Origin of the sequence: Citrobacter sp., assembly GCF_050252275.1 — a bacterium.
GTDB lineage: Bacteria > Pseudomonadota > Gammaproteobacteria > Enterobacterales > Enterobacteriaceae > Citrobacter_A > Citrobacter_A amalonaticus.
The window spans coordinates 1-19,632 of sequence record NZ_JBFWLF010000047.1; the positions used below are offsets into that span (position 1 = coordinate 1).

Genomic DNA, 19,632 nt, shown 5'->3' on the forward strand with positions numbered 1-19,632 from the left:
GCAGGATCTACTGGATACGCTGGATGCGCAACACATCGAAAAAGCCACCTTCATTGGCCACTCTATGGGGGGTAAAGCGGTGATGGCGCTCAGCGCGCTGGCACCGGAACGCATCGATCGCTTAGTGGCTATCGATATCGCCCCGGTGGACTATCATGTCCGCCGCCACGACGAAATTTTCGCGGCTATCAACGCGGTGACGGCATCAGCGGCAAAAACTCGCCAGCAGGCGGCAGCGGTCATGCGCGAACATCTTAATGAAGAAGGCGTGATTCAATTTTTGCTGAAATCGTATGTTGACGGCGAGTGGCGCTTCAACGTGCCGGTACTGTGGGAACAATATCCGCATATCGTCGGCTGGGAGACAATTCCCGCCTGGAATCATCCGGCGCTGTTTATCCCCGGCGGCAACTCCTCATACGTCACCGAGGCATACCGCGACGATTTACTGGCACAGTTCCCACAAGCACGTGCGCATGTGATTGCCGGGGCCGGTCACTGGGTGCATGCCGAAAAACCGGAGGCGGTGTTGCGCGCCATCCGTCGTTATCTTAATGAAACAGCTAACTGATTAAAAACTCAGCGTCCGTGCGCGATTACGCGTGTGAACGTTGGCGCGCCTCATTCGCTGATGTATGATGGCGCGCTATCCATCCGGGCAGAGGCCTGGCTGATTGTTTCCCCGAAGTCACCAATATCATGGCCAAAGAACAAACGGACCGTACGACACTAGATCTGTTCGCGCACGAGCGTCGCCCGGGACGACCGAAAACCAATCCGCTTTCACGCGATGAACAGCTGCGCATTAATAAGCGTAATCAACTCAAACGCGACAAAGTTCGCGGTCTTAAGCGTGTCGAACTCAAACTCAACGCAGAAGCTGTTGACGCGTTGAATGAGCTGGCGGAATCTCGAGAGATGAGCCGCAGTGAACTGATCGAAGAGATATTGATGGCCCAACTGGCAGCGCTACGCGGCCAGGATCTCGCCTGAAATTATCCCCTCTTCCACTTTCGTGTAGCATGGAGTGCACTCGTATGCGTTTGCTATTTCCGCATACCTGACTGTTCTGCTATGATTGCCCTTATCTGTGGGCAATTCGCCACCACCATTTCAATAAGTTTCAAGAGGTTACTTTACTCATGGCAATCACTGGCATCTTTTTCGGCAGCGACACCGGGAATACCGAAAATATCGCAAAAATGATTCAAAAACAGCTTGGTAAAGACGTTGCCGATGTGCATGACATTGCAAAAAGCAGCAAGGAAGATCTCGAAAGTTATGACATTCTGCTGCTTGGCATCCCAACCTGGTACTACGGTGAAGCGCAGTGTGACTGGGACGACTTCTTCCCTACCCTCGAAGACATCGATTTTAACGGCAAACTGGTCGCACTGTTCGGCTGTGGCGATCAGGAAGATTATGCAGAATACTTCTGCGACGCGTTAGGCACAATCCGCGATATCATTGAGCCGCGCGGTGCAACCATCGTGGGTCACTGGCCGACCGCTGGCTATCATTTTGAAGCCTCCAAAGGTCTGGCGGATGATGACCATTTTGTCGGTCTGGCGATTGACGAAGACCGTCAGCCGGAACTGACCGCCGAGCGCGTGGAAAAATGGGTGAAGCAGATCTCTGAAGAATTGCACCTTGATGAGATCATCAACGCCTGATGTACGGCGGCGCAGACAAGGTTTGCGCCGCATCAATAGACAGAACCAATCAAAATAATTGCTACAAATTTGTAACTTTCTTGCCCATCCCTGTACAATGTGCGGGAGTTTTTAGGTGGCGCTCTCATTTCCAGGCAATACCGACTATTTATTAACATTTGCCAGAGGCTTGCAGTTTTCATTTAGACACGGCAGTCCTATAATGAAACGCATTATCCCGAGTGCAATTTCTGTCACTTCTTGTATGAAGTGAATCGTTTAGCAACAGGACAGATTCCGCATGACTGACAACAATACCGCATTAAAGAAGGCTGGCCTGAAAGTAACGCTTCCTCGTTTAAAGATTCTGGAAGTTCTTCAGGGACCGGATAACCATCACGTCAGTGCGGAAGATTTATACAAACGACTGATCGACATGGGTGAAGAAATTGGTCTGGCGACCGTGTATCGCGTGCTGAACCAGTTTGATGACGCCGGTATCGTAACCCGCCACAATTTTGAAGGCGGCAAATCCGTTTTCGAGCTGACCCAGCAGCATCATCACGATCACCTGATTTGCCTTGATTGCGGCAAAGTGATCGAATTTAGCGATGAGTCTATTGAAGCGCGCCAGCGTGAGATCGCGTCGAAGCATGGCATTCGTCTGACGAACCATAGCCTCTACCTCTATGGCCACTGCGCTGAAGGCGATTGCCGCGAAAACGAACACGCGCATGACGCGAAATAATCTGCATTATTCTGAAAAGCCAACCTGCCGGTTGGCTTTTTTTATGCCTGCCATTCCCTACTCAGCGCTTTCTTCTGCCTGCATGTTGCTTTAATGTAAAATATCACCCTGCTTCGTCCGGAGAATCGAAATGGAACTTCGCCAGCTACGTTACTTTGTCCGTATTGTAGAAACCGGCAGTATGGGCAGCGCGGCGCTCGATCTCGACATCGGCGTGTCCGCCCTGAGCCAGCAGATGACGCGGCTGGAAAACGAACTCGCGATCCGCCTGTTACAGCGAACCTCGCGCGGCGTCACGCCCACTAACGCCGGTCTGGCCTTTTATTCACAAGCGCAACTGGCGCTACGTCACGCCGATGATGCGATCCTGGCCGCTCGCGAGGCGCGTCTCTCGGGACACGTCAGCGTCGGCATGGCCCCCAGCACCGCCTCCATCCTGGGAATACCGTTTATTCATGCCATGCGGGAACATTACGCCGACGTTCGCCTGCATGTGGTGGAAAGCCTGTCGGGTAATCTGGAACGGATGATCAACACGCGCCAGATTGATCTGGCGGTCGTGTTTCAAAAAGAGAAGATCCTGCGCTGGAGCGCCAGACCGGTTCTTGAGGAGCGCCTGTTTCTGATTGGCACACACGAGCTGCTGGCGGATATTCCGGATGACACCATAATGCCTGCTCAACTGGCGAATATTCCCCTGATTATGCCAAGCCAGGGACACGGCCTGCGTGGCAGACTGGAAGCCATCTGTCAGGAACACGGACTGAAGGTCGATATTGCCACGGAAATTGACGGCCTGACGTTACTGATGCGCGCCGTTGGCAGCGGACTCGGCGCCACGCTGCAACCCGGTGCAGCCATTTCGCATCTTGAGAGGGAAGCGCTAAGAGTGATCGGCGTCCATAATCCCGTCCTCAGCCGCCCCAATTTTCTGGTCAGTCTGTCGGACGATGAACTCACCCCTGCCGGTCTTGCAGCCCGCGTGATACTCACAAAAGTCATGCGTGAACTCGTTGAAACCGGTCATTGGCCGGGCGCGACACTTTACGCTCCCTAAACCCCCCTTTAGCTATTCGTCATAGCGCCCATACAATCAGCACGTATACATTTCAATTACAAATTTAACAAATAGTTAAATGGTAATGGAGTAGACGATGGTTGATGTACTGGTGATTGGCGGTGGTAATGCCGCGTTATGTGCCGCCTTAACCGCCCGTGAGGCAGGAGCTTCCGTGCTGCTGTTAGAGGCTGCGCCCCGGGAATGGCGCGGCGGGAATTCCCAACACACGCGCAATTTACGCTGTATGCACGATGCACCACAGGATGTGCTGGTCGAGAGTTATCCCGAAGAGGAGTTCTGGCAGGATCTCTGGCGTGTCACCGAAGGCAATACCAATGAAGCGTTGGCGCGACTGGTGATCCGGACCTCTTCCCAGTGCCGCGACTGGATGCGTCAGCACGGCGTTAATTTTCAGCCTCCGCTCTCTGGCGCGCTGCACGTGGCGCGTACCAATGCCTTCTTCATGGGCGGCGGTAAAGCCCTCGTGAACGCTTATTACCGCAGCGCAGAAAAACTGGGGGTACAGATTCGCTACAACACGCCGGTACAGGCACTTGAACTGCACAACGGCGAATTCATCGCAGCCCTGGCAGGCCACGAGCGCATTGAGGCGAAAGCCTGCGTACTCGCCGCCGGTGGATTTGAATCCAACCGCGAATGGCTGCGCGACGCCTGGGGAGAGAACGCTCGTGGCGAATGGCCAGCCGATAACTTCCTCATTCGCGGCACCCGCTTTAATCAGGGCGTCTTGCTCAAGTTTATGATCGATGCCGGTGCTGACATTATCGGAGATCCGTCTCAGTCCCACTGTGTGGCGATTGATGCCCGGGCCCCGTTGTACGACGGCGGCATTTGTACCCGCGTGGATTGCGTCTCACTGGGTGTGGTAGTCAACCGGGACGCGGAGCGCTTTTACGATGAAGGCGAAGATTTCTGGCCGAAACGCTATGCCATCTGGGGGCGTCTGGTTGCCCACCAGCCGGGGCAGATTGGCTACTCCATTATCGACAGCAAAGCGATCGGTCACTTTATGCCGCCGGTTTTCCCCGGCGTACAGGCCAATACGCTGAGTGAACTGGCCCGCCAGTTGGGGCTGGATCCCGAACGCTTTACCCATACCGTGGAGCACTACAATCAGGCCTGTCAGCCGGGTCAGTTTGATCACACGAAGCTGGACAACTGCGCGACGCAGGGCCTGACGCCACCGAAAACGCACTGGGCGCGGCCTATTGATACGCCCCCCTACTACGGTTACGCCCTGCGACCAGGGATCACCTTTACCTATCTGGGACTGAAAGTGAATGAACACGCTGCAGTCCACTTCGCAGGCACCCCCAGCCGTAACCTGTTCGTTGCCGGTGAGATGATGGCTGGCAACGTACTGGGCAAGGGCTATACCGCCGGTGTCGGCATGTCCATCGGCACCACGTTTGGTCGCATCGCAGGTAAAGAAGCCGCGCAGGCAGCACGTAAGGAGGCGCATCATGAAGCAGCTTGAAAAACTGATCATCGAGGCCAAAATTCTCACCGAGCCAGAAGCTGAAGTCGAGCGGGTGATGCAGGTCTGTAACGCCTGTCGCTATTGCGAAGGGTTTTGCGCCGTGTTCCCGGCGATGACGCAACGACTGGAATTTGGCAAAGCCGACATTAACTATCTGGCAAACCTGTGCCATAACTGCGGCGCCTGTCTGCATGCCTGCCAGTATGCGCCGCCCCATGAGTTTGCGATCAACGTGCCGAAAGCAATGGCGGAAGTGCGTCTGGAAACGTATCAACACTACGCGCAACCGGCGGCCTTCGGGGCGCTGTATCGCCGGGCTGGCGTCACCGTGACGCTGGCTCTGGTCTTTAGTCTGATCCTCTTTTTACTCCTCGCGATGGGGCTGAAGGGATCGCTACTCCATCCGCCGCTGGCCGGTGATTTCTACCAAATCTTCCCGCACAACCTGCTGGCATGGATGTTTGGATCGGTTTTCATGCTGGCGATCGGTTTACTGATGGCAGGGGTGATCCGCTTCTGGCGCGAGATCTCTCCCGTCGGGCCGCGTCCGGCGGAAATTGCCGAAGCGTCGCACAACGCGCTGACGCTGAAATACCTCGACGGCGGACATGGCAAAGGCTGCAACGAGGCGGACGATGCTTTCACATTGATGCGTCGTCGTTTCCACCATTTCACCTTCTACGGCTTTATGCTCTGTTTCGCCGCGACCGTGGTGGCGACGGGTTACCACTACTTCGCCGGTTGGGAAGCCCCCTACCCGTTCTTCAGCGTGCCGGTCATGCTTGGCACGCTCGGAGGAATCGGTTTAATTGTCGGCCCGGCAGGCCTGCTGTGGTTAAACCTTAAGCGCTCGCCACTGCATGGCGACGCGCGACAGAAACCGATGGATCGCGGTTTTATTTTACTGCTGCTCCTGACCAGCCTGACCGGTATAGGTTTGCTGGCGGGAAGAGACACCTCATGGATGGGGATCCTGCTTGCCATCCATCTTGGCGTGGTCATGGCGCTTTTTTTGACCATTCCATACGGAAAATTTGCCCACGGATTTTACCGCTGCGCGTCTTTACTCAAATGGGCGATTGAGAAGCGACGTGGAAAACAGGCGGGGGTCGCAGGCGACTAACCCGCAAACTCTTACCTCTATACATAATTATGATAAGACAGTGGAGCAACTTCAATGACTCAACAACCATCGCGCGCTGGCACGTTCGGCGCAATACTGCGTGTGACCAGCGGTAATTTTCTCGAACAGTTCGATTTTTTCCTGTTTGGTTTTTACGCCACTTATATCGCAAAGACGTTTTTTCCTGCCGAAAGTGAGTTTGCCGCATTAATGCTTACTTTTGCCGTTTTTGGCTCCGGATTTTTAATGCGCCCTATCGGGGCCGTGGTGTTGGGCGCATATATCGACAGGATCGGCCGACGGAAAGGGCTGATGGTCACCCTGGCGATTATGGGCTGCGGCACGCTGCTCATCGCCCTCGTGCCGGGTTATCAGACTATCGGCCTGCTGGCTCCCGTGCTGGTCCTGGTGGGGCGTCTGCTACAGGGATTTTCTGCTGGCGTCGAACTGGGCGGCGTCTCTGTTTATCTTTCTGAGATCGCCACGCCAGGCAATAAAGGCTTTTACACCAGTTGGCAATCGGCCAGCCAGCAGGTGGCGATTGTCGTCGCCGCGCTGATCGGCTACGGTCTGAATGTCACGCTGGGACACGATGAAATCTCCGAATGGGGTTGGCGAATTCCGTTCTTCATTGGCTGCATGATTATTCCGCTGATTTTTGTTCTTCGACGTTCGCTACAGGAAACTGAAGCCTTTTTACAACGTAAACACCGTCCGGACACTCGGGAAATTTTTACCACCATTGCTAAAAACTGGCGCATCATCACCGCGGGTACCCTGCTGGTGGCGATGACGACCACGACCTTTTATTTTATTACTGTCTATACCCCCACTTACGGGAGAACGGTGTTGAACCTGAGCGCACGTGACAGCCTGGTAGTCACCATGCTGGTAGGGATTTCTAACTTCATCTGGCTGCCGATTGGCGGCGCTATCTCTGATCGGATCGGGCGACGCCCGGTGCTGATGGGCATCACCTTGCTCGCCCTCGTTACCACCTGGCCGGTGATGAACTGGCTTACCGCTGCCCCTGACTTCACCCGCATGACGCTGGTGCTGCTCTGGTTCTCGTTCTTTTTTGGCATGTATAACGGCGCGATGGTGGCGGCCCTGACCGAAGTGATGCCGGTTTATGTCCGAACCGTGGGTTTTTCGCTGGCCTTTAGTCTTGCGACAGCGATTTTCGGCGGCCTGACGCCTGCTATCTCCACCGCATTGGTCCAGTTGACCGGCGATAAGAGTTCTCCGGGGTGGTGGCTCATGTGCGCGGCGCTGTGCGGGCTCGCCGCAACGGCAATGCTGTTTGTTCGTCTCAGCCGTGGTTATCAGACAGCAGAGAATAAGCTCTGAAATGCAAGCGGGCGGAGATCTCTCCGCCCGCTTTATGTTGTCTCTGACGTTTACTTCGCCGTATTGTTACTGCGAATTTCCTGCCAGATCTTATCGCAATCGGCTTTGACAGCCTGATCGTTACCGGTACGTGTCGCCTGAATACACTGCTGGTAATCCAGCACACGAACACTTTCCTGATTTGCAAACTGTTGATGTTGTTTTTCTTTTTTCAGCACATCCAGCACGCTCTGGCAGGCTTCGATTTTCTCGGGCGATCCCTGTGCCGTGTTGATACAGGCGCTATACGCCTCTTTCAACCGACTGTCTTCTTTCGGCGCCGTTGACGGTGCACAGGCCACCAGTCCCGAGGCCATTACGGCGATGAGTATCAGTTTTTTCATAGCATGGTCCTCAACGAGGCGGCAGGCCCAAGGCCTGCCGCTGTTGGCATTAGAAGATGGTGAACGGTGCAATCACAATGAACTTCACGTCGCGCTCATCCTGGAAGATGTTGCCGTAACCGCCGCCCCAGCTCGGGATGTTGGAGTGGTTGTCATATTCGGTGAAGTGCAGTTTAAACATGGTGCCTTTCGCACGACCATCCTGCAGGGTGTAGACCGCATCCAGGCTGTATGACGATTCTTCGATGGTACGGTTTTTGTCGTAGTACGCATCCGGGTTGCTCTGCCAGGTAGACGGTTTCGCGTCCCAGGCATACACATAAGAAGCCCCGACGGCCCAGCCTGGCAGGTTCCAGTTCTTCAGGTCATACATCGCGCCAAAGAAGACCGCTTTTTCGCCGTTGGCGTTGAAGTCTGAACGGTTATCCCACCAGATATCCAGACGACCGTTGGATGACGCATAGGTCGGCGTCATACGTTGCAGGAAGAACCCTTGCTGCCCTTCGGCCTTAACCCAGGTCCCTTCCAGACGCAGGTCAACCACTTCCGCCACTTTATAGCCGAAGGTCAACGCCTGCAGCCAGGCGGTTCCGTCATAGATATCGCTGGCGCTGCGGTCATCAACTTTGTCACGCGCACCGTAGAACTGGTAGCTGGTGGAGAACGGATTGCCACCTAAATCAAACTTGTAGCTGGCTTTGGCGAAGTACTGATCGACGTAGCCTTCGGACTGACCAAAGGCGGCTTCCAGCACCAGGTCATTTTTGAAATCATACTTTGCGCCGACAGAATGGAGATAATCGACTTTGGTCTTTTTATCGCCCTGGTAGAATTTATCAACCTCAGTGTGCCATGGCGCTTTATATTCGTTGGCCCACATGTAGGAGAAACTCAGTGCGCCTGCATCGCCGTAGTCAAAGTTTGCGCCCGCTTCAGCACCCTGATAGGTACCCGGCATAAAGCTCCAGTGCGGTGCTAACAGCGTCTGACCGGTAGGCTGAATATAACCGGCACGCGCCCAGGCTGGACCGTATTTGAATTTCGCGGCGGCCTTGTACAGACTGATTCCGCTCTTATCACCGGAATAGTCTTCATCGTAGCCTTTGTTCTTTTTCGAGAACGCGATTTCGTTTGGATGGCCGCTGTCGCCGTTTTCTGCCATTTCAATTGCCGTAAACGCCGCCACATCGAGACCGAACATATCTGCTGCATAGCCGGACTGGAAATCCAGGTTGGCGTTCCAGGTCGCGTGAGAAAGGTTGGTTTTGTACTTATCTCCGTCGGTGACATCTTTACGGTCGCGCTCACGCTGCCAGTAATAAATGCCGCCCGTCAGGGTTGAATCATCGATAAAGCCTTCAGCCTGTGCCTGCGGAACAACGACCAGACCTGACAGTGCTGTGATACCGGCGATAGCCAACGCCAGCGCACTACGTTTGCCACTAAACGTACGCATATGTTAATCCTCTTTGACGTATAAATTGCTGTTGCCAAAGGCAAAACAGCGAAAAAATAAAAAAGTAAAAGTAGCACTGAAAAAAAACCTCACTGACTACAGTGATAGACTATTTTTCGCGACGCGAATTATCAATATCTTTCTGTAACGAGAATGTAAGAGTATGAGCAACCGCACATAATTCATTGCTTCCTGTTACATTTTATTCATCCATCAAAAAATACCGTAAAAGCTGCAAATTCTCTTTGTTTTCCAGAAAGATGAACGAGATTTCATGACACTATCTGTTTTTTTGCGAGTGTTATCGATAACAGACGGTTGTTAATGGCATTATTTTGTGAATGGGAATTAATTCGCTTCGCAAAGCGAGATTTTTCGTTGAACAGAAGATAAAAAAACGCCGCAGAATGCGGCGCTTGAAGGTAGCATTGCGGCAGTTTATTCGCCGACTTTCGCCCAGGTATCACGCAGGCCAACGGTGCGGTTAAACACCAGCTTCTCTGCGCTGGCGTAACGGCTGTCCAGGCAGAAGTAACCTTCGCGCTCAAACTGGAACGCTTTCCCTGCTACTGCGGCTTTCAGCGACGGTTCAGCAAACCCCTGTTTGATCACCAGCGATTCCGGGTTCATCACGGAGAGGAAATCTTCCGCCGCGCCTGGGTTTGGTACGCTGAACAGACGATCGTAGAGACGAATTTCGACTGGCAGCGCGTGTGCGGCACTAACCCAGTGGATCACACCTTTCACTTTACGGCCATCTGCCGGATCTTTGCTCAGGGTATCTGCATCATAGGTACAGAAGATGGTGGTAATAGTGCCTTCCGCATCTTTTTCCACGCGTTCTGCTTTCACCACGTAGGCGTTGCGCAGACGCACTTCTTTACCCATCACCAGACGTTTGTACTGCTTGTTGGCTTCTTCGCGGAAATCAGCGCGATCGATCCAGATTTCACCGCTGAAAGGAACTTCACGCGTGCCCATTTCCGGCTTGTTCGGATGGTTAGGCATGGTGACCATTTCGCTTTCACCCTGCGGGTAGTTCTCGATAACCAGTTTCACCGGATCAATAACCGCCATCGCACGCGGGGCGTTTTCGTTCAGGTCTTCGCGGATACAAGATTCCAGCGACGCCATTTCGATCGTATTGTCCTGCTTGGTCACGCCAATGCGTTTGCAGAATTCACGGATCGCCGCTGCGGTATAGCCACGACGACGCAGACCAGAGATCGTCGGCATACGCGGATCGTCCCAGCCTTCAACGTGCTTGTCAGCCACTAGCAGGTTCAGCTTACGCTTGGACATCACCGTGTATTCCAGATTCAGGCGCGAGAATTCATACTGGCGCGGATGAACCGGAATCGTGATGTTGTCGAGCACCCAGTCGTACAGACGACGGTTGTCCTGGAATTCCAGGGTACACAGAGAGTGGGTAATACCTTCCAGCGCATCACTGATGCAGTGGGTGAAGTCGTACATCGGGTAGATGCACCACTTGTTGCCGGTCTGATGGTGCTCGGCAAATTTAATGCGGTACAGAACCGGATCGCGCATCACGATAAACGGCGACGCCATGTCGATCTTCGCACGCAGGCAGGCTTTACCTTCTTCAAAACCGCCGGTACGCATTTTTTCAAACAGCGCGAGGTTCTCTTCGATGCTGCGATCGCGGAACGGACTGTTTTTGCCAGGCTGAGTCAGCGTGCCACGGTATTCGCGGATCTGCTCCGGCGTCAGCTCATCGACATACGCCAGACCTTTGTTGATCAGTTCAACCGCATAAGCGTGCAGTTGATCAAAGTAATCTGAGGAGTAGCGAACGTTGCCAGCCCAGTGAAAACCTAACCACTCAACGTCGTTTTTGATCGAATCAACGTACTCGATATCTTCTTTTACCGGGTTGGTGTCATCGAAACGCAGGTTGCACTGGCCCTGGTAGTCTTGCGCGATACCAAAGTTCAGGCAGATGGATTTCGCGTGGCCAATGTGCAGATAGCCATTTGGCTCCGGCGGAAAACGGGTATGGACTGTGGTGTGCTTACCACTGGCCAGATCTTCATCGATGATCTGACGAATAAAGTTACTCGGGCGGGCTTCAGCCTCACTCATCGTGGATTCCTCAAAGCGTAAACAACGTATAACGGCATATGATCTTATAAGCCGGACTGACTGACAACCTTTAGTTACTGAAAAAGTGGCGTTGAAGAAAAATAGGAGGGAATTTGCTGCAAAAAAAAGCGGCGGAGGTTTCCCCCGCCGCTTCATGTTGCCGGATGGCGTCTTATACCTTATCCGACCTACCCTTTGATCTCATACAGTGGCGTTTGACCGGCAACCACGTGACCGTCGGCTTTAATCACCAGGCCGCTGAAATCGTCGATGTTGCTGCACACCACCGGACTAATCATAGAGCGCGCGTTTGCGTTCAGGTAATCCAGATCCATTTCCAGAATCGGCTGACCCGCGGTCACTTCCGCGCCCTCTTCTACCAGACGCGTGAAGCCCTGGCCGTTCAGCGCGACGGTATCGATACCCATGTGGACAACGATTTCCGCGCCTTTCTCGGTTTCCAGGCAGAACGCATGATTGGTATTGAAGATTTTCACAATCGTGCCCGCTGCCGGAGAAACTACGGTTTTATCCGTTGGTTTTACCGCAACACCGTCACCCACCGCTTTGCTGGCGAACGCTTCGTCAGGCACCTGCTCCAGCGCAACCACATCACCGGTTACCGGAGAAACCAGTTCGGCAATGGTCACCGCATTTGGAACCGCCTGCGGTTTAGCTGCTGCCTGGGCAACAGGCGCAGCAGAGGCTTCAGCCGCCGCAACCGGACCGGTGGTTTTCATCGCGTTAGCGATTTTCTCAGCCACGAAGCCGACGATAATCTGCACGCTGGTTTTGTTCAGACGAATCACACCAGAAGCACCCAGGCGTTTCGCCAGACCTTCATTCACCAGCGACGAGTCTTTTACGCTCAGACGCAGACGGGTGATGCAGGCGTCAATACCGGTGAGGTTATCAGAACCACCGATGGCGGCGATGTACTGACGCGCCAGGGCAGAAACGTCCTGCTCTTTATCGCTGCTCACATTGAGGTCCTGACCGTCCGCTTCGCTGCCAGCCACAGCCAGTTCGCGACCCGGCGTCATCAGGTTGAATTTGGTAATAACGAAACGGAACACCACGTAGTAGATGGCAAAGAACACCAGACCCTGCGGGATCAGCATCCACCACTGGGTCGCCAGCGGGTTACGGGAAGAAAGCACCATATCCACCAGACCCGCGCTGAAGCCGAAGCCAGCAATCCAATGCATGCTCGCTGCGATGAATACAGAGATCCCGGTCAGGACGGCGTGAATCACATACAGAACCGGCGCAACGAACATGAAGGAGAATTCCAGCGGTTCAGTGATACCGGTAAAGAATGCCGCAAACGCACCGGCCATCATAATACCCAGCACTTTCGCCTTGTTCTCAGGACGCGCGCAGTGGTAGATAGCCAGCGCCGCACCCGGCAGACCAAACATCATGATTGGGAAGAAGCCCGCCTGATAACGACCGGTAATCCCGACAACTGCTTTACCCGATTCAATAGACTGGGCGCCGCCGAGGAAGTTAGGAATGTCGTTAATCCCCGCAACGTCGAACCAGAATACGGAGTTCAGGGCGTGATGCAGACCCACCGGAATCAACAGACGGTTAAAGAAGGCGTAGATACCCGCACCGGTTGAGCCCAGTTTTTGAATGTGTTCACCGAAGTTAACCAGACCGTCGAAAATTACCGGCCAGATGTACATCATGATGAACGCCACAACGATCATCACAAAAGAGGTGAGGATCGGTACCAGACGGCGCCCGCTGAAGAAGGAGAGCGCTTTCGGCAGCTCAACGCTACTAAAGCGGTTGTACAGTTCAGCAGAGATAATACCGACAAGGATACCCACGAACTGGTTGCTGATCTTACCGAAAGCAGCAGGCACCTGGTCTGCAGGGATCTTCTGAATCATGGAAACCGCCGCCGGAGAACAGAGCGTGGTCAGCACCAGGAAGCCCACAAAACCGGTCAGCGCCGCAGCACCGTCTTTATCTTTAGACATACCGTAAGCCACACCGATAGCAAACAGTACGGACATGTTATCGATAATGGCGGAACCGGACTTAATGAAGAACGCCGCAAGGGCGTTGTCTCCACCCCAACCTACCGGGTCGATCCAATAGCCGACCCCCATCAATATTGCCGCCGCAGGCAGCGTGGCGACCGGCACCATTAGCGCACGGCCTACCTTTTGCAGATAACCTAGAATACTCACTTTCTTCCCCCTTTGAGACCCCGTTAAGGCTCGCTTTAAGCTGTGTTTTTATTTTGTCACTAACTTATTGAAATTCAGTTGTTGCTTTACTGGCATTGTGAGTGTGTAAAAATTTAATTCGTACCGCAAATTAAAAGCGTGTTTTTTGTGAGTTTAGTCACCAAATATCGTTATATTCACTCCCTTTTACTGGCTATGTGGGAAAACTTATTTTATCATTCAAAAAATCAAGACAGATTGACCCAACTGATGCATGCCAGGTTACGCTTTGCCATGCACCTGAACAATCCGTCAACGGCTTACATTTACTTTCTGAGGTGAAGAATGAGACTGATTCCCCTGACTTCCGCTGAACAGGTCGGCAAATGGGCGGCACGCCATATCGTTAATCGCATCAACGCGTTCAAACCGACAGCCGATCGTCCGTTTGTTCTGGGTCTGCCGACAGGCGGCACGCCGTTGACAGCGTATAAAGCCTTAGTCGAAATGCACAAAGCGGGCCAGGTTAGCTTCAAACACGTCGTGACGTTCAATATGGACGAATATGTCGGCTTGCCAAAAGAGCATCCGGAAAGCTACTACAGCTTCATGCATCGCAATTTCTTTGACCATGTTGATATTCCAGCAGAAAATATCAACCTGCTCAACGGCAACGCGCCGGACATCGACGCCGAATGCCGTCAGTATGAAGAAAAGATCCGTTCCTACGGTAAAATCCACCTGTTCATGGGGGGTGTCGGCAATGATGGTCATATCGCCTTTAACGAACCGGCTTCGTCGCTGGCTTCTCGTACCCGTATCAAAACCCTGACGCATGACACCCGTGTGGCAAACTCCCGTTTCTTTGACGGCGACGTGGATCAGGTACCGAAGTACGCGCTGACCGTTGGCGTGGGTACCCTGCTGGACGCTGAAGAAGTGATGATTCTGGTGCTGGGTTCGCAGAAAGCGCAGGCGCTGCAGGCTGCGGTGGAAGGCAATGTGAACCACATGTGGACCATCAGCTGTCTGCAACTGCATCCGAAAGCGGTTGTGGTGTGCGATGAGCCATCCACAATGGAACTGAAAGTTAAGACACTGAAATATTTCAACGAGTTAGAAGCCGAAAATATCAAAGGTCTGTAATGTAGTCTCCGCCCTGTTTTATGTTCAGGGCGGCATTTTTTTGAAATCGGGGGTCGGAATGTATGCTTTAACCCAGGGCCGGATCTTCACCGGTCACGAAATTCTTGATGACCATGCGATTGTTGTCGCCAATGGCCTGATTGACCGCGTTTGTCCTGTGGCAGAACTGCCGCCAGAGATCGAACAACGTTCAGTGAACGGGGCCATTCTTTCCCCCGGCTTTATCGATGTCCAGCTCAACGGCTGCGGCGGCGTGCAGTTTAACGACACGGCAGAAGCCGTCACCGTTGAAACGCTGGAGATCATGCAGAAGGCCAACGAGAAATCGGGCTGCACCAACTACCTGCCTACGCTGATTACCACCAGCGATGATCTCATGAAGCAAGGCATTCGCGTGATGCGTGAATACCTGGCCAAACATCCGAATCAGGCGCTGGGTCTGCACCTGGAAGGCCCGTGGCTGAACCTGGTGAAAAAAGGGACGCACAATCCGAGCTTTGTCCGTCAGCCTGACGCTGCGCTGGTCGATTTCCTGTGCGATAATGCCGACGTAATCACCAAAGTGACGCTGGCGCCGGAAATGGTTCCTGCGGAAGTGATCAGCAAGTTGGCGAATGCCGGGATTGTAGTCTCCGCCGGGCACTCCAACGCCACGCTGAAAGAAGCGAAAGCCGGGTTCCGTGCAGGTATCACCTTTGCTACACATCTGTTCAATGCGATGCCTTATATCACCGGACGCGAACCGGGCCTGGCAGGTGCGATTCTGGATGAAGCTGATATCTATTGCGGCGTGATTGCCGACGGTCTGCACGTTGACTACGCCAATATCCGCAACGCCAAACGGCTGAAAGGCGACAAACTGTGCCTGGTGACGGATGCGACTGCGCCGGCAGGGGCAAATATTGAACAGTTCATTTTTGCTGGTAAAACAATATACTACCGCAATGGACTCTGTGTAGATGAGAACGGGACGCTGAGCGGTTCATCACTAACCATGATTGAAGGTGTGCGTAATCTGGTTGAACATTGCGGTATCGCACTCGACGAAGTGCTGCGCATGGCGACCCTCTACCCTGCGCGTGCCATCGGTGTTGAGAAACACCTCGGCAGTATCGCGGCGGGTAAAGTGGCGAACCTGACCGCTTTCACACACGACTTTAAAATCATCAAGACCATCGTTAATGGTAACGAGGTCGTTACTGAGTAAGAGAAAGTATGACACCAGGCGGACAAGCTCAAATAGGTAATGTTGATCTCGTAAAACAGCTTAACAGCGCGGCCGTTTACCGCCTGATTGACCAGCATGGGCCAATCTCGCGGATCCAGATTGCCGAACAAAGCCAGCTTGCCCCCGCCAGCGTAACCAAAATTACGCGTCAACTGATTGAACGCGGACTGATCAAAGAAGTCGATCAACAGGCCTCCACCGGAGGCCGCCGCGCCATCTCTATCGTCACCGAAACCCGCAGTTTTCACGCCATTGGCGTGCGTCTTGGCCGCCATGATGCGACCATCACCCTGTTCGACCTGAGCAGCAAAGTGCTGGCGGAAGAGCACTATCCTCTGCCCGAACGGACGCAGGAAACGCTGGAACACGCGTTGCTCAATGCCATTACCGCTTTTATTGACAGCAATCAGCGCAAAATCCGCGAGCTCATCGCCATTTCCGTGATTCTGCCGGGGCTTGTCGATCCGGAAAGCGGCAAGATCCACTATATGCCGCATATTCAGGTGGAGAACTGGGGACTGGTTGAGGCACTGGAAAAACGGTTCCTCGTCACCTGTTTTGTCGGTCACGATATCCGCAGTCTGGCGCTGGCAGAGCACTACTTTGGTGCAAGTCAGGATTGCGAAGATTCCATTCTGGTGCGCGTCCACCGCGGAACAGGTGCCGGAATCATCTCTAACGGGCGAATTTTTATCGGTCGTAACGGCAACGTTGGCGAGATTGGTCACATCCAGGTTGAACCATTGGGCGAGCGCTGCCACTGCGGCAATTTCGGTTGTCTGGAAACCATTGCTGCGAACGCGGCGATTGAACATCGCGTTCTTAATCTGCTCAAGCAAGGTTACCAGAGCCGTGTTCCACTGGAAGACTGCACGATCAAAACCATCTGCAAGGCGGCAAATAAGGGCGACAGCCTGGCTTCTGAGGTGATCGAGCACGTCGGGCGTCATCTGGGCAAAACCATTGCGATCGCCATCAACTTGTTTAATCCGCAAAAAGTCGTGATTGCCGGTGAGATCACCGAAGCCGATAAAGTGCTGTTACCCGCCATTGAAAGCTGCATTAATACGCAGGCGCTGAAGGCGTTTCGCACGAATTTGCCCGTGGTGCGTTCTACGTTGGATCACCGCTCGGCCATCGGTGCGTTTGCGCTGGTAAAACGCGCTATGCTCAACGGTATTTTGCTCCAGCATTTGCTGGAAAACTGATGCGCTCTTATAGTATCGGATTAATAACACATCTCCTGGGTAGTTCATGACCATTAAGAATGTCATTTGTGATATCGACGGCGTGCTAATGCACGACAACGTCGCCGTACCGGGTGCGGCGGAATTTTTGACTGGCGTAATGGAAAAAGGCCTGCCGCTGGTGCTGTTGACCAATTACCCGTCGCAGACCGGCCAGGATCTGGCGAACCGTTTCGCGACGGCTGGCGTCAATGTGCCGGACAGCGTGTTTTATACCTCGGCAATGGCGACTGCCGATTTCCTGCGTCGTCAGGAAGGGAAAAAGGCATATGTGGTCGGCGAAGGTGCACTGATCCACGAATTGTATAAAGCCGGTTTCACCATTACCGATGTAAACCCGGATTTCGTAATCGTTGGCGAGACCCGTTCCTACAACTGGGACATGATGCACAAAGCAGCTTACTTTGTGGCAAACGGCGCACGCTTTATCGCTACCAACCCGGACACTCACGGTCGCGGGTTTTATCCGGCCTGTGGCGCGCTCTGTGCAGGTATCGAAAAAATCTCCGGTCGTAAACCGTTCTACGTTGGTAAACCCAGTCCGTGGATCATTCGCGCAGCGTTAAATAAAATGCAGGCGCACTCGGAAGAGACGGTCATTGTCGGCGATAACCTGCGCACCGATATTCTCGCGGGCTTCCAGGCGGGACTCGAAACCATTCTGGTGCTCTCCGGCGTTTCCACGCTGGATGACATCGACAGTATGCCGTTCCGCCCAAGCTGGATTTATCCCTCCGTCGCTGAAATCGACGTTATTTAAAGCGAACCACGTCTCAGGACGTGGTTCTTCATTTCTGCCTCATGAAAAAACCACTCCATTCAACAAAAGTGGCAAAAAACTGATAATCCATCAATGAATATGCTCAATACGTAATCTTTTTTCACCATTCAGCAATAGCCATTGCGTTTTTTCTTTTTCAGACCGCAAACCCCTTGCGCCTCTTGTTTCTTTGCGGCATTTTCTTTAGCAAGCAAACACTAAAAGCATTACGCAACAGGTTAACGGAGAAGGTTATGTGTTCAATTTTCGGCGTATTCGATATTAAGTCAGATGCAGGTGAACTGCGTAAAAAAGCGCTTGAGCTGTCACGCCTGATGCGCCATCGCGGCCCGGACTGGTCCGGTATTTATGCCTGTGATAAGGCCATTCTGGCCCATGAACGTCTGTCGATTGTCGACGTCAACGCCGGTGCGCAGCCGCTGTATAACGAAAAGAAAACCCACGTGCTGGCCGTCAACGGTGAAATCTATAACCACCAGGCGCTGCGTGCAGAATATGGCGATCGCTACGCGTTCCAGACCGGCTCTGACTGCGAAGTGATCCTCGCGCTGTATCAGGAAAAAGGCGTAGAGTTTCTTGACGACCTGCAAGGGATGTTTGCCTTCGCGCTGTATGACAGCGATCAGGATGCATATTTGATTGGTCGCGACCATATCGGCATTATCCCGCTGTATATGGGCTACGACGAATTCGGCAACCTGTATGTGGCGTCAGAAATGAAAGCGCTGGTGCCGGTGTGCCGCACCATTAAAGAGTTCCCGGCGGGAAGCTATCTGTGGAGCAAAGACGGTGAAATCCGTCAGTACTATCAGCGTGACTGGTTCGATTTTGACGCGGTAAAAGATAACGTTACCGACAAAAACGAACTGCGTCAGGCGCTGGAAGATTCCGTTAAAAGCCACCTGATGTCAGACGTGCCTTACGGCGTGCTGCTCTCTGGCGGCCTGGACTCTTCCGTTATCTCAGCGATCACCAAAAAATTCGCCGCCCGTCGTGTCGAAGATGACGAACGTTCTGAAGCCTGGTGGCCGCAACTCCACTCCTTCGCCGTCGGTCTGGAAGGCTCTCCGGATCTGAAAGCCGCGCAGGAAGTGGCGAACCATCTGGGGACCGTACACCATGAGATTCACTTTACGGTACAGGAAGGGCTGGACGCGATCCGCGACGTGATTTATCACATCGAAACTTACGATGTCACCACCATTCGCGCCTCCACGCCGATGTACTTAATGTCGCGTAAGATCAAGGCGATGGGCATCAAAATGGTGCTGTCTGGCGAAGGGTCAGATGAAGTGTTCGGCGGCTATCTCTATTTCCATAAGGCGCCAGACGCCAAAGAACTGCACGAAGAGACCGTACGTAAACTCCAGGCGCTGCACATGTTCGACTGCGCCCGCGCCAACAAGGCGATGTCGGCCTGGGGGGTGGAAGCACGCGTCCCGTTCCTGGATAAAAAATTCCTCGACGTGGCGATGCGCATCAACCCGGAAGATAAAATGTGCGGCAACGGCAAGATGGAAAAACATATCCTTCGCGAATGTTTTGAATCCTATCTGCCGGCAAGCGTCGCATGGCGTCAGAAAGAGCAGTTCTCCGACGGTGTGGGTTACAGTTGGATCGACACCCTGAAAGAGGTGGCCGCTAAGCAAGTTTCCGATCAGCAACTGG

General features: G+C 53.4%; 17 protein-coding genes. 13 read left to right on the plus strand and 4 right to left on the minus strand.

Annotated features, from left to right (window positions below; genetic code table 11):
- From AB7E14_RS06110 to tcuC, 8 genes are all read left to right on the plus strand, one after another.
- The coding region (locus tag AB7E14_RS06110) for an alpha/beta fold hydrolase (RefSeq protein ID WP_428169402.1) at nucleotides 1–571 on the plus strand (571 nt) is incomplete at its 5' end.
- 128 nt (nucleotides 572–699) lie between these two features.
- Nucleotides 700–993 carry a LexA regulated protein gene (gene ybfE, locus AB7E14_RS06115; RefSeq protein WP_044326665.1) on the plus strand — a complete coding sequence of 98 codons (294 nt, stop codon included), beginning with the start codon at nucleotides 700–702 and terminating at the stop codon, nucleotides 991–993.
- 149 nt (nucleotides 994–1,142) lie between these two features.
- Nucleotides 1,143–1,673: a flavodoxin FldA gene (fldA, locus tag AB7E14_RS06120; protein WP_043001393.1), complete on the plus strand. Its 531-nt coding sequence runs from the start codon at nucleotides 1,143–1,145 to the stop codon at nucleotides 1,671–1,673.
- A 280-nt stretch (nucleotides 1,674–1,953) separates the two neighbouring features.
- A complete protein-coding gene (gene fur, locus AB7E14_RS06125; RefSeq protein WP_043001394.1) occupies nucleotides 1,954–2,400 on the plus strand; it encodes a ferric iron uptake transcriptional regulator in 447 nt (148 codons plus the stop codon).
- A gap of 130 nt (nucleotides 2,401–2,530) precedes the next feature.
- Entirely contained in the window at nucleotides 2,531–3,457 is a 927-nt protein-coding gene (gene tcuR, locus AB7E14_RS06130; protein WP_044326664.1) for a tricarballylate utilization LysR family transcriptional regulator TcuR, read from the plus strand.
- A gap of 97 nt (nucleotides 3,458–3,554) precedes the next feature.
- On the plus strand, nucleotides 3,555–4,958 hold the full coding sequence (gene tcuA / locus AB7E14_RS06135) for an FAD-dependent tricarballylate dehydrogenase TcuA (RefSeq protein WP_316961902.1): 1,404 nt from the start codon (nucleotides 3,555–3,557) through the stop codon (nucleotides 4,956–4,958).
- Entirely contained in the window at nucleotides 4,945–6,084 is a 1,140-nt protein-coding gene (tcuB, locus tag AB7E14_RS06140) for a tricarballylate utilization 4Fe-4S protein TcuB (protein WP_316961903.1), read from the plus strand. The genes tcuA and tcuB overlap by 14 nt, the downstream gene beginning before the upstream one ends.
- 54 nt (nucleotides 6,085–6,138) lie before the next feature.
- Nucleotides 6,139–7,434, plus strand: coding sequence for a tricarballylate/proton symporter TcuC (tcuC, locus tag AB7E14_RS06145; protein WP_032190702.1), 1,296 nt, complete (start codon nucleotides 6,139–6,141; stop codon nucleotides 7,432–7,434).
- 50 nt (nucleotides 7,435–7,484) lie between these two features.
- Here tcuC and chiQ read toward each other — a convergent pair whose 3' ends face one another.
- The 4 genes from chiQ to nagE form a co-directional block, all read right to left on the minus strand.
- Nucleotides 7,485–7,817 carry a ChiQ/YbfN family lipoprotein gene (chiQ, locus tag AB7E14_RS06150; RefSeq protein WP_044256579.1) on the minus strand — a complete coding sequence of 111 codons (333 nt, stop codon included), beginning with the start codon at nucleotides 7,815–7,817 and terminating at the stop codon, nucleotides 7,485–7,487.
- A gap of 49 nt (nucleotides 7,818–7,866) precedes the next feature.
- The gene (gene chiP, locus AB7E14_RS06155; RefSeq protein ID WP_043001399.1) at nucleotides 7,867–9,273 is read right to left on the minus strand and encodes a chitoporin ChiP; all 1,407 of its coding nucleotides are present in this window, start codon (nucleotides 9,271–9,273) and stop codon (nucleotides 7,867–7,869) included.
- A 438-nt stretch (nucleotides 9,274–9,711) separates the two neighbouring features.
- Nucleotides 9,712–11,379, minus strand: a complete 1,668-nt coding sequence (glnS, locus tag AB7E14_RS06160) for a glutamine--tRNA ligase (RefSeq protein WP_043001400.1) — start codon at nucleotides 11,377–11,379, stop codon at nucleotides 9,712–9,714.
- A 188-nt stretch (nucleotides 11,380–11,567) separates the two neighbouring features.
- Nucleotides 11,568–13,583, minus strand: coding sequence for an N-acetylglucosamine-specific PTS transporter subunit IIBC (gene nagE / locus AB7E14_RS06165; RefSeq protein ID WP_043001401.1), 2,016 nt, complete (start codon nucleotides 13,581–13,583; stop codon nucleotides 11,568–11,570).
- A gap of 324 nt (nucleotides 13,584–13,907) precedes the next feature.
- On the opposite strand from nagE, the gene nagB reads away from it, so the two are divergent.
- From nagB to asnB, 5 genes are all read left to right on the plus strand, one after another.
- On the plus strand, nucleotides 13,908–14,708 hold the full coding sequence (gene nagB / locus AB7E14_RS06170) for a glucosamine-6-phosphate deaminase (RefSeq protein WP_043001402.1): 801 nt from the start codon (nucleotides 13,908–13,910) through the stop codon (nucleotides 14,706–14,708).
- 58 nt (nucleotides 14,709–14,766) lie between these two features.
- A complete protein-coding gene (gene nagA / locus AB7E14_RS06175) occupies nucleotides 14,767–15,915 on the plus strand; it encodes an N-acetylglucosamine-6-phosphate deacetylase (protein ID WP_043001403.1) in 1,149 nt (382 codons plus the stop codon).
- Nucleotides 15,916–15,923: 8 nt separating this feature from the next.
- The gene (nagC, locus tag AB7E14_RS06180) at nucleotides 15,924–17,144 is read left to right on the plus strand and encodes a DNA-binding transcriptional regulator NagC (RefSeq protein ID WP_043001404.1); all 1,221 of its coding nucleotides are present in this window, start codon (nucleotides 15,924–15,926) and stop codon (nucleotides 17,142–17,144) included.
- Between the two features lie 46 nt (nucleotides 17,145–17,190).
- Nucleotides 17,191–17,943: a ribonucleotide monophosphatase NagD gene (gene nagD, locus AB7E14_RS06185; protein WP_042320681.1), complete on the plus strand. Its 753-nt coding sequence runs from the start codon at nucleotides 17,191–17,193 to the stop codon at nucleotides 17,941–17,943.
- Nucleotides 17,944–18,197: 254 nt separating this feature from the next.
- The coding region (gene asnB / locus AB7E14_RS06190) for an asparagine synthase B (RefSeq protein WP_428169403.1) at nucleotides 18,198–19,632 on the plus strand (1,435 nt) is incomplete at its 3' end.

Excerpts from the sequence above, each read along its gene's own strand:
- ybfE (WP_044326665.1), top strand. The coding sequence starts at position 700 with ATGGCCAAAGAACAAACGGACCGTACGACACTAGATCTGTTCGCGCAC.
- fldA (WP_043001393.1), top strand. The coding sequence starts at position 1,143 with ATGGCAATCACTGGCATCTTTTTCGGCAGCGACACCGGGAATACCGAA.
- fur (WP_043001394.1), top strand. The coding sequence starts at position 1,954 with ATGACTGACAACAATACCGCATTAAAGAAGGCTGGCCTGAAAGTAACG.
- tcuR (WP_044326664.1), top strand. The coding sequence starts at position 2,531 with ATGGAACTTCGCCAGCTACGTTACTTTGTCCGTATTGTAGAAACCGGC.
- tcuA (WP_316961902.1), top strand. The coding sequence starts at position 3,555 with ATGGTTGATGTACTGGTGATTGGCGGTGGTAATGCCGCGTTATGTGCC.
- tcuB (WP_316961903.1), top strand. The coding sequence starts at position 4,945 with ATGAAGCAGCTTGAAAAACTGATCATCGAGGCCAAAATTCTCACCGAG.
- tcuC (WP_032190702.1), top strand. The coding sequence starts at position 6,139 with ATGACTCAACAACCATCGCGCGCTGGCACGTTCGGCGCAATACTGCGT.
- chiQ (WP_044256579.1), bottom strand. The coding sequence starts at position 7,817 with ATGAAAAAACTGATACTCATCGCCGTAATGGCCTCGGGACTGGTGGCC.
- chiP (WP_043001399.1), bottom strand. The coding sequence starts at position 9,273 with ATGCGTACGTTTAGTGGCAAACGTAGTGCGCTGGCGTTGGCTATCGCC.
- glnS (WP_043001400.1), bottom strand. The coding sequence starts at position 11,379 with ATGAGTGAGGCTGAAGCCCGCCCGAGTAACTTTATTCGTCAGATCATC.
- nagB (WP_043001402.1), top strand. The coding sequence starts at position 13,908 with ATGAGACTGATTCCCCTGACTTCCGCTGAACAGGTCGGCAAATGGGCG.
- nagA (WP_043001403.1), top strand. The coding sequence starts at position 14,767 with ATGTATGCTTTAACCCAGGGCCGGATCTTCACCGGTCACGAAATTCTT.
- nagC (WP_043001404.1), top strand. The coding sequence starts at position 15,924 with ATGACACCAGGCGGACAAGCTCAAATAGGTAATGTTGATCTCGTAAAA.
- nagD (WP_042320681.1), top strand. The coding sequence starts at position 17,191 with ATGACCATTAAGAATGTCATTTGTGATATCGACGGCGTGCTAATGCAC.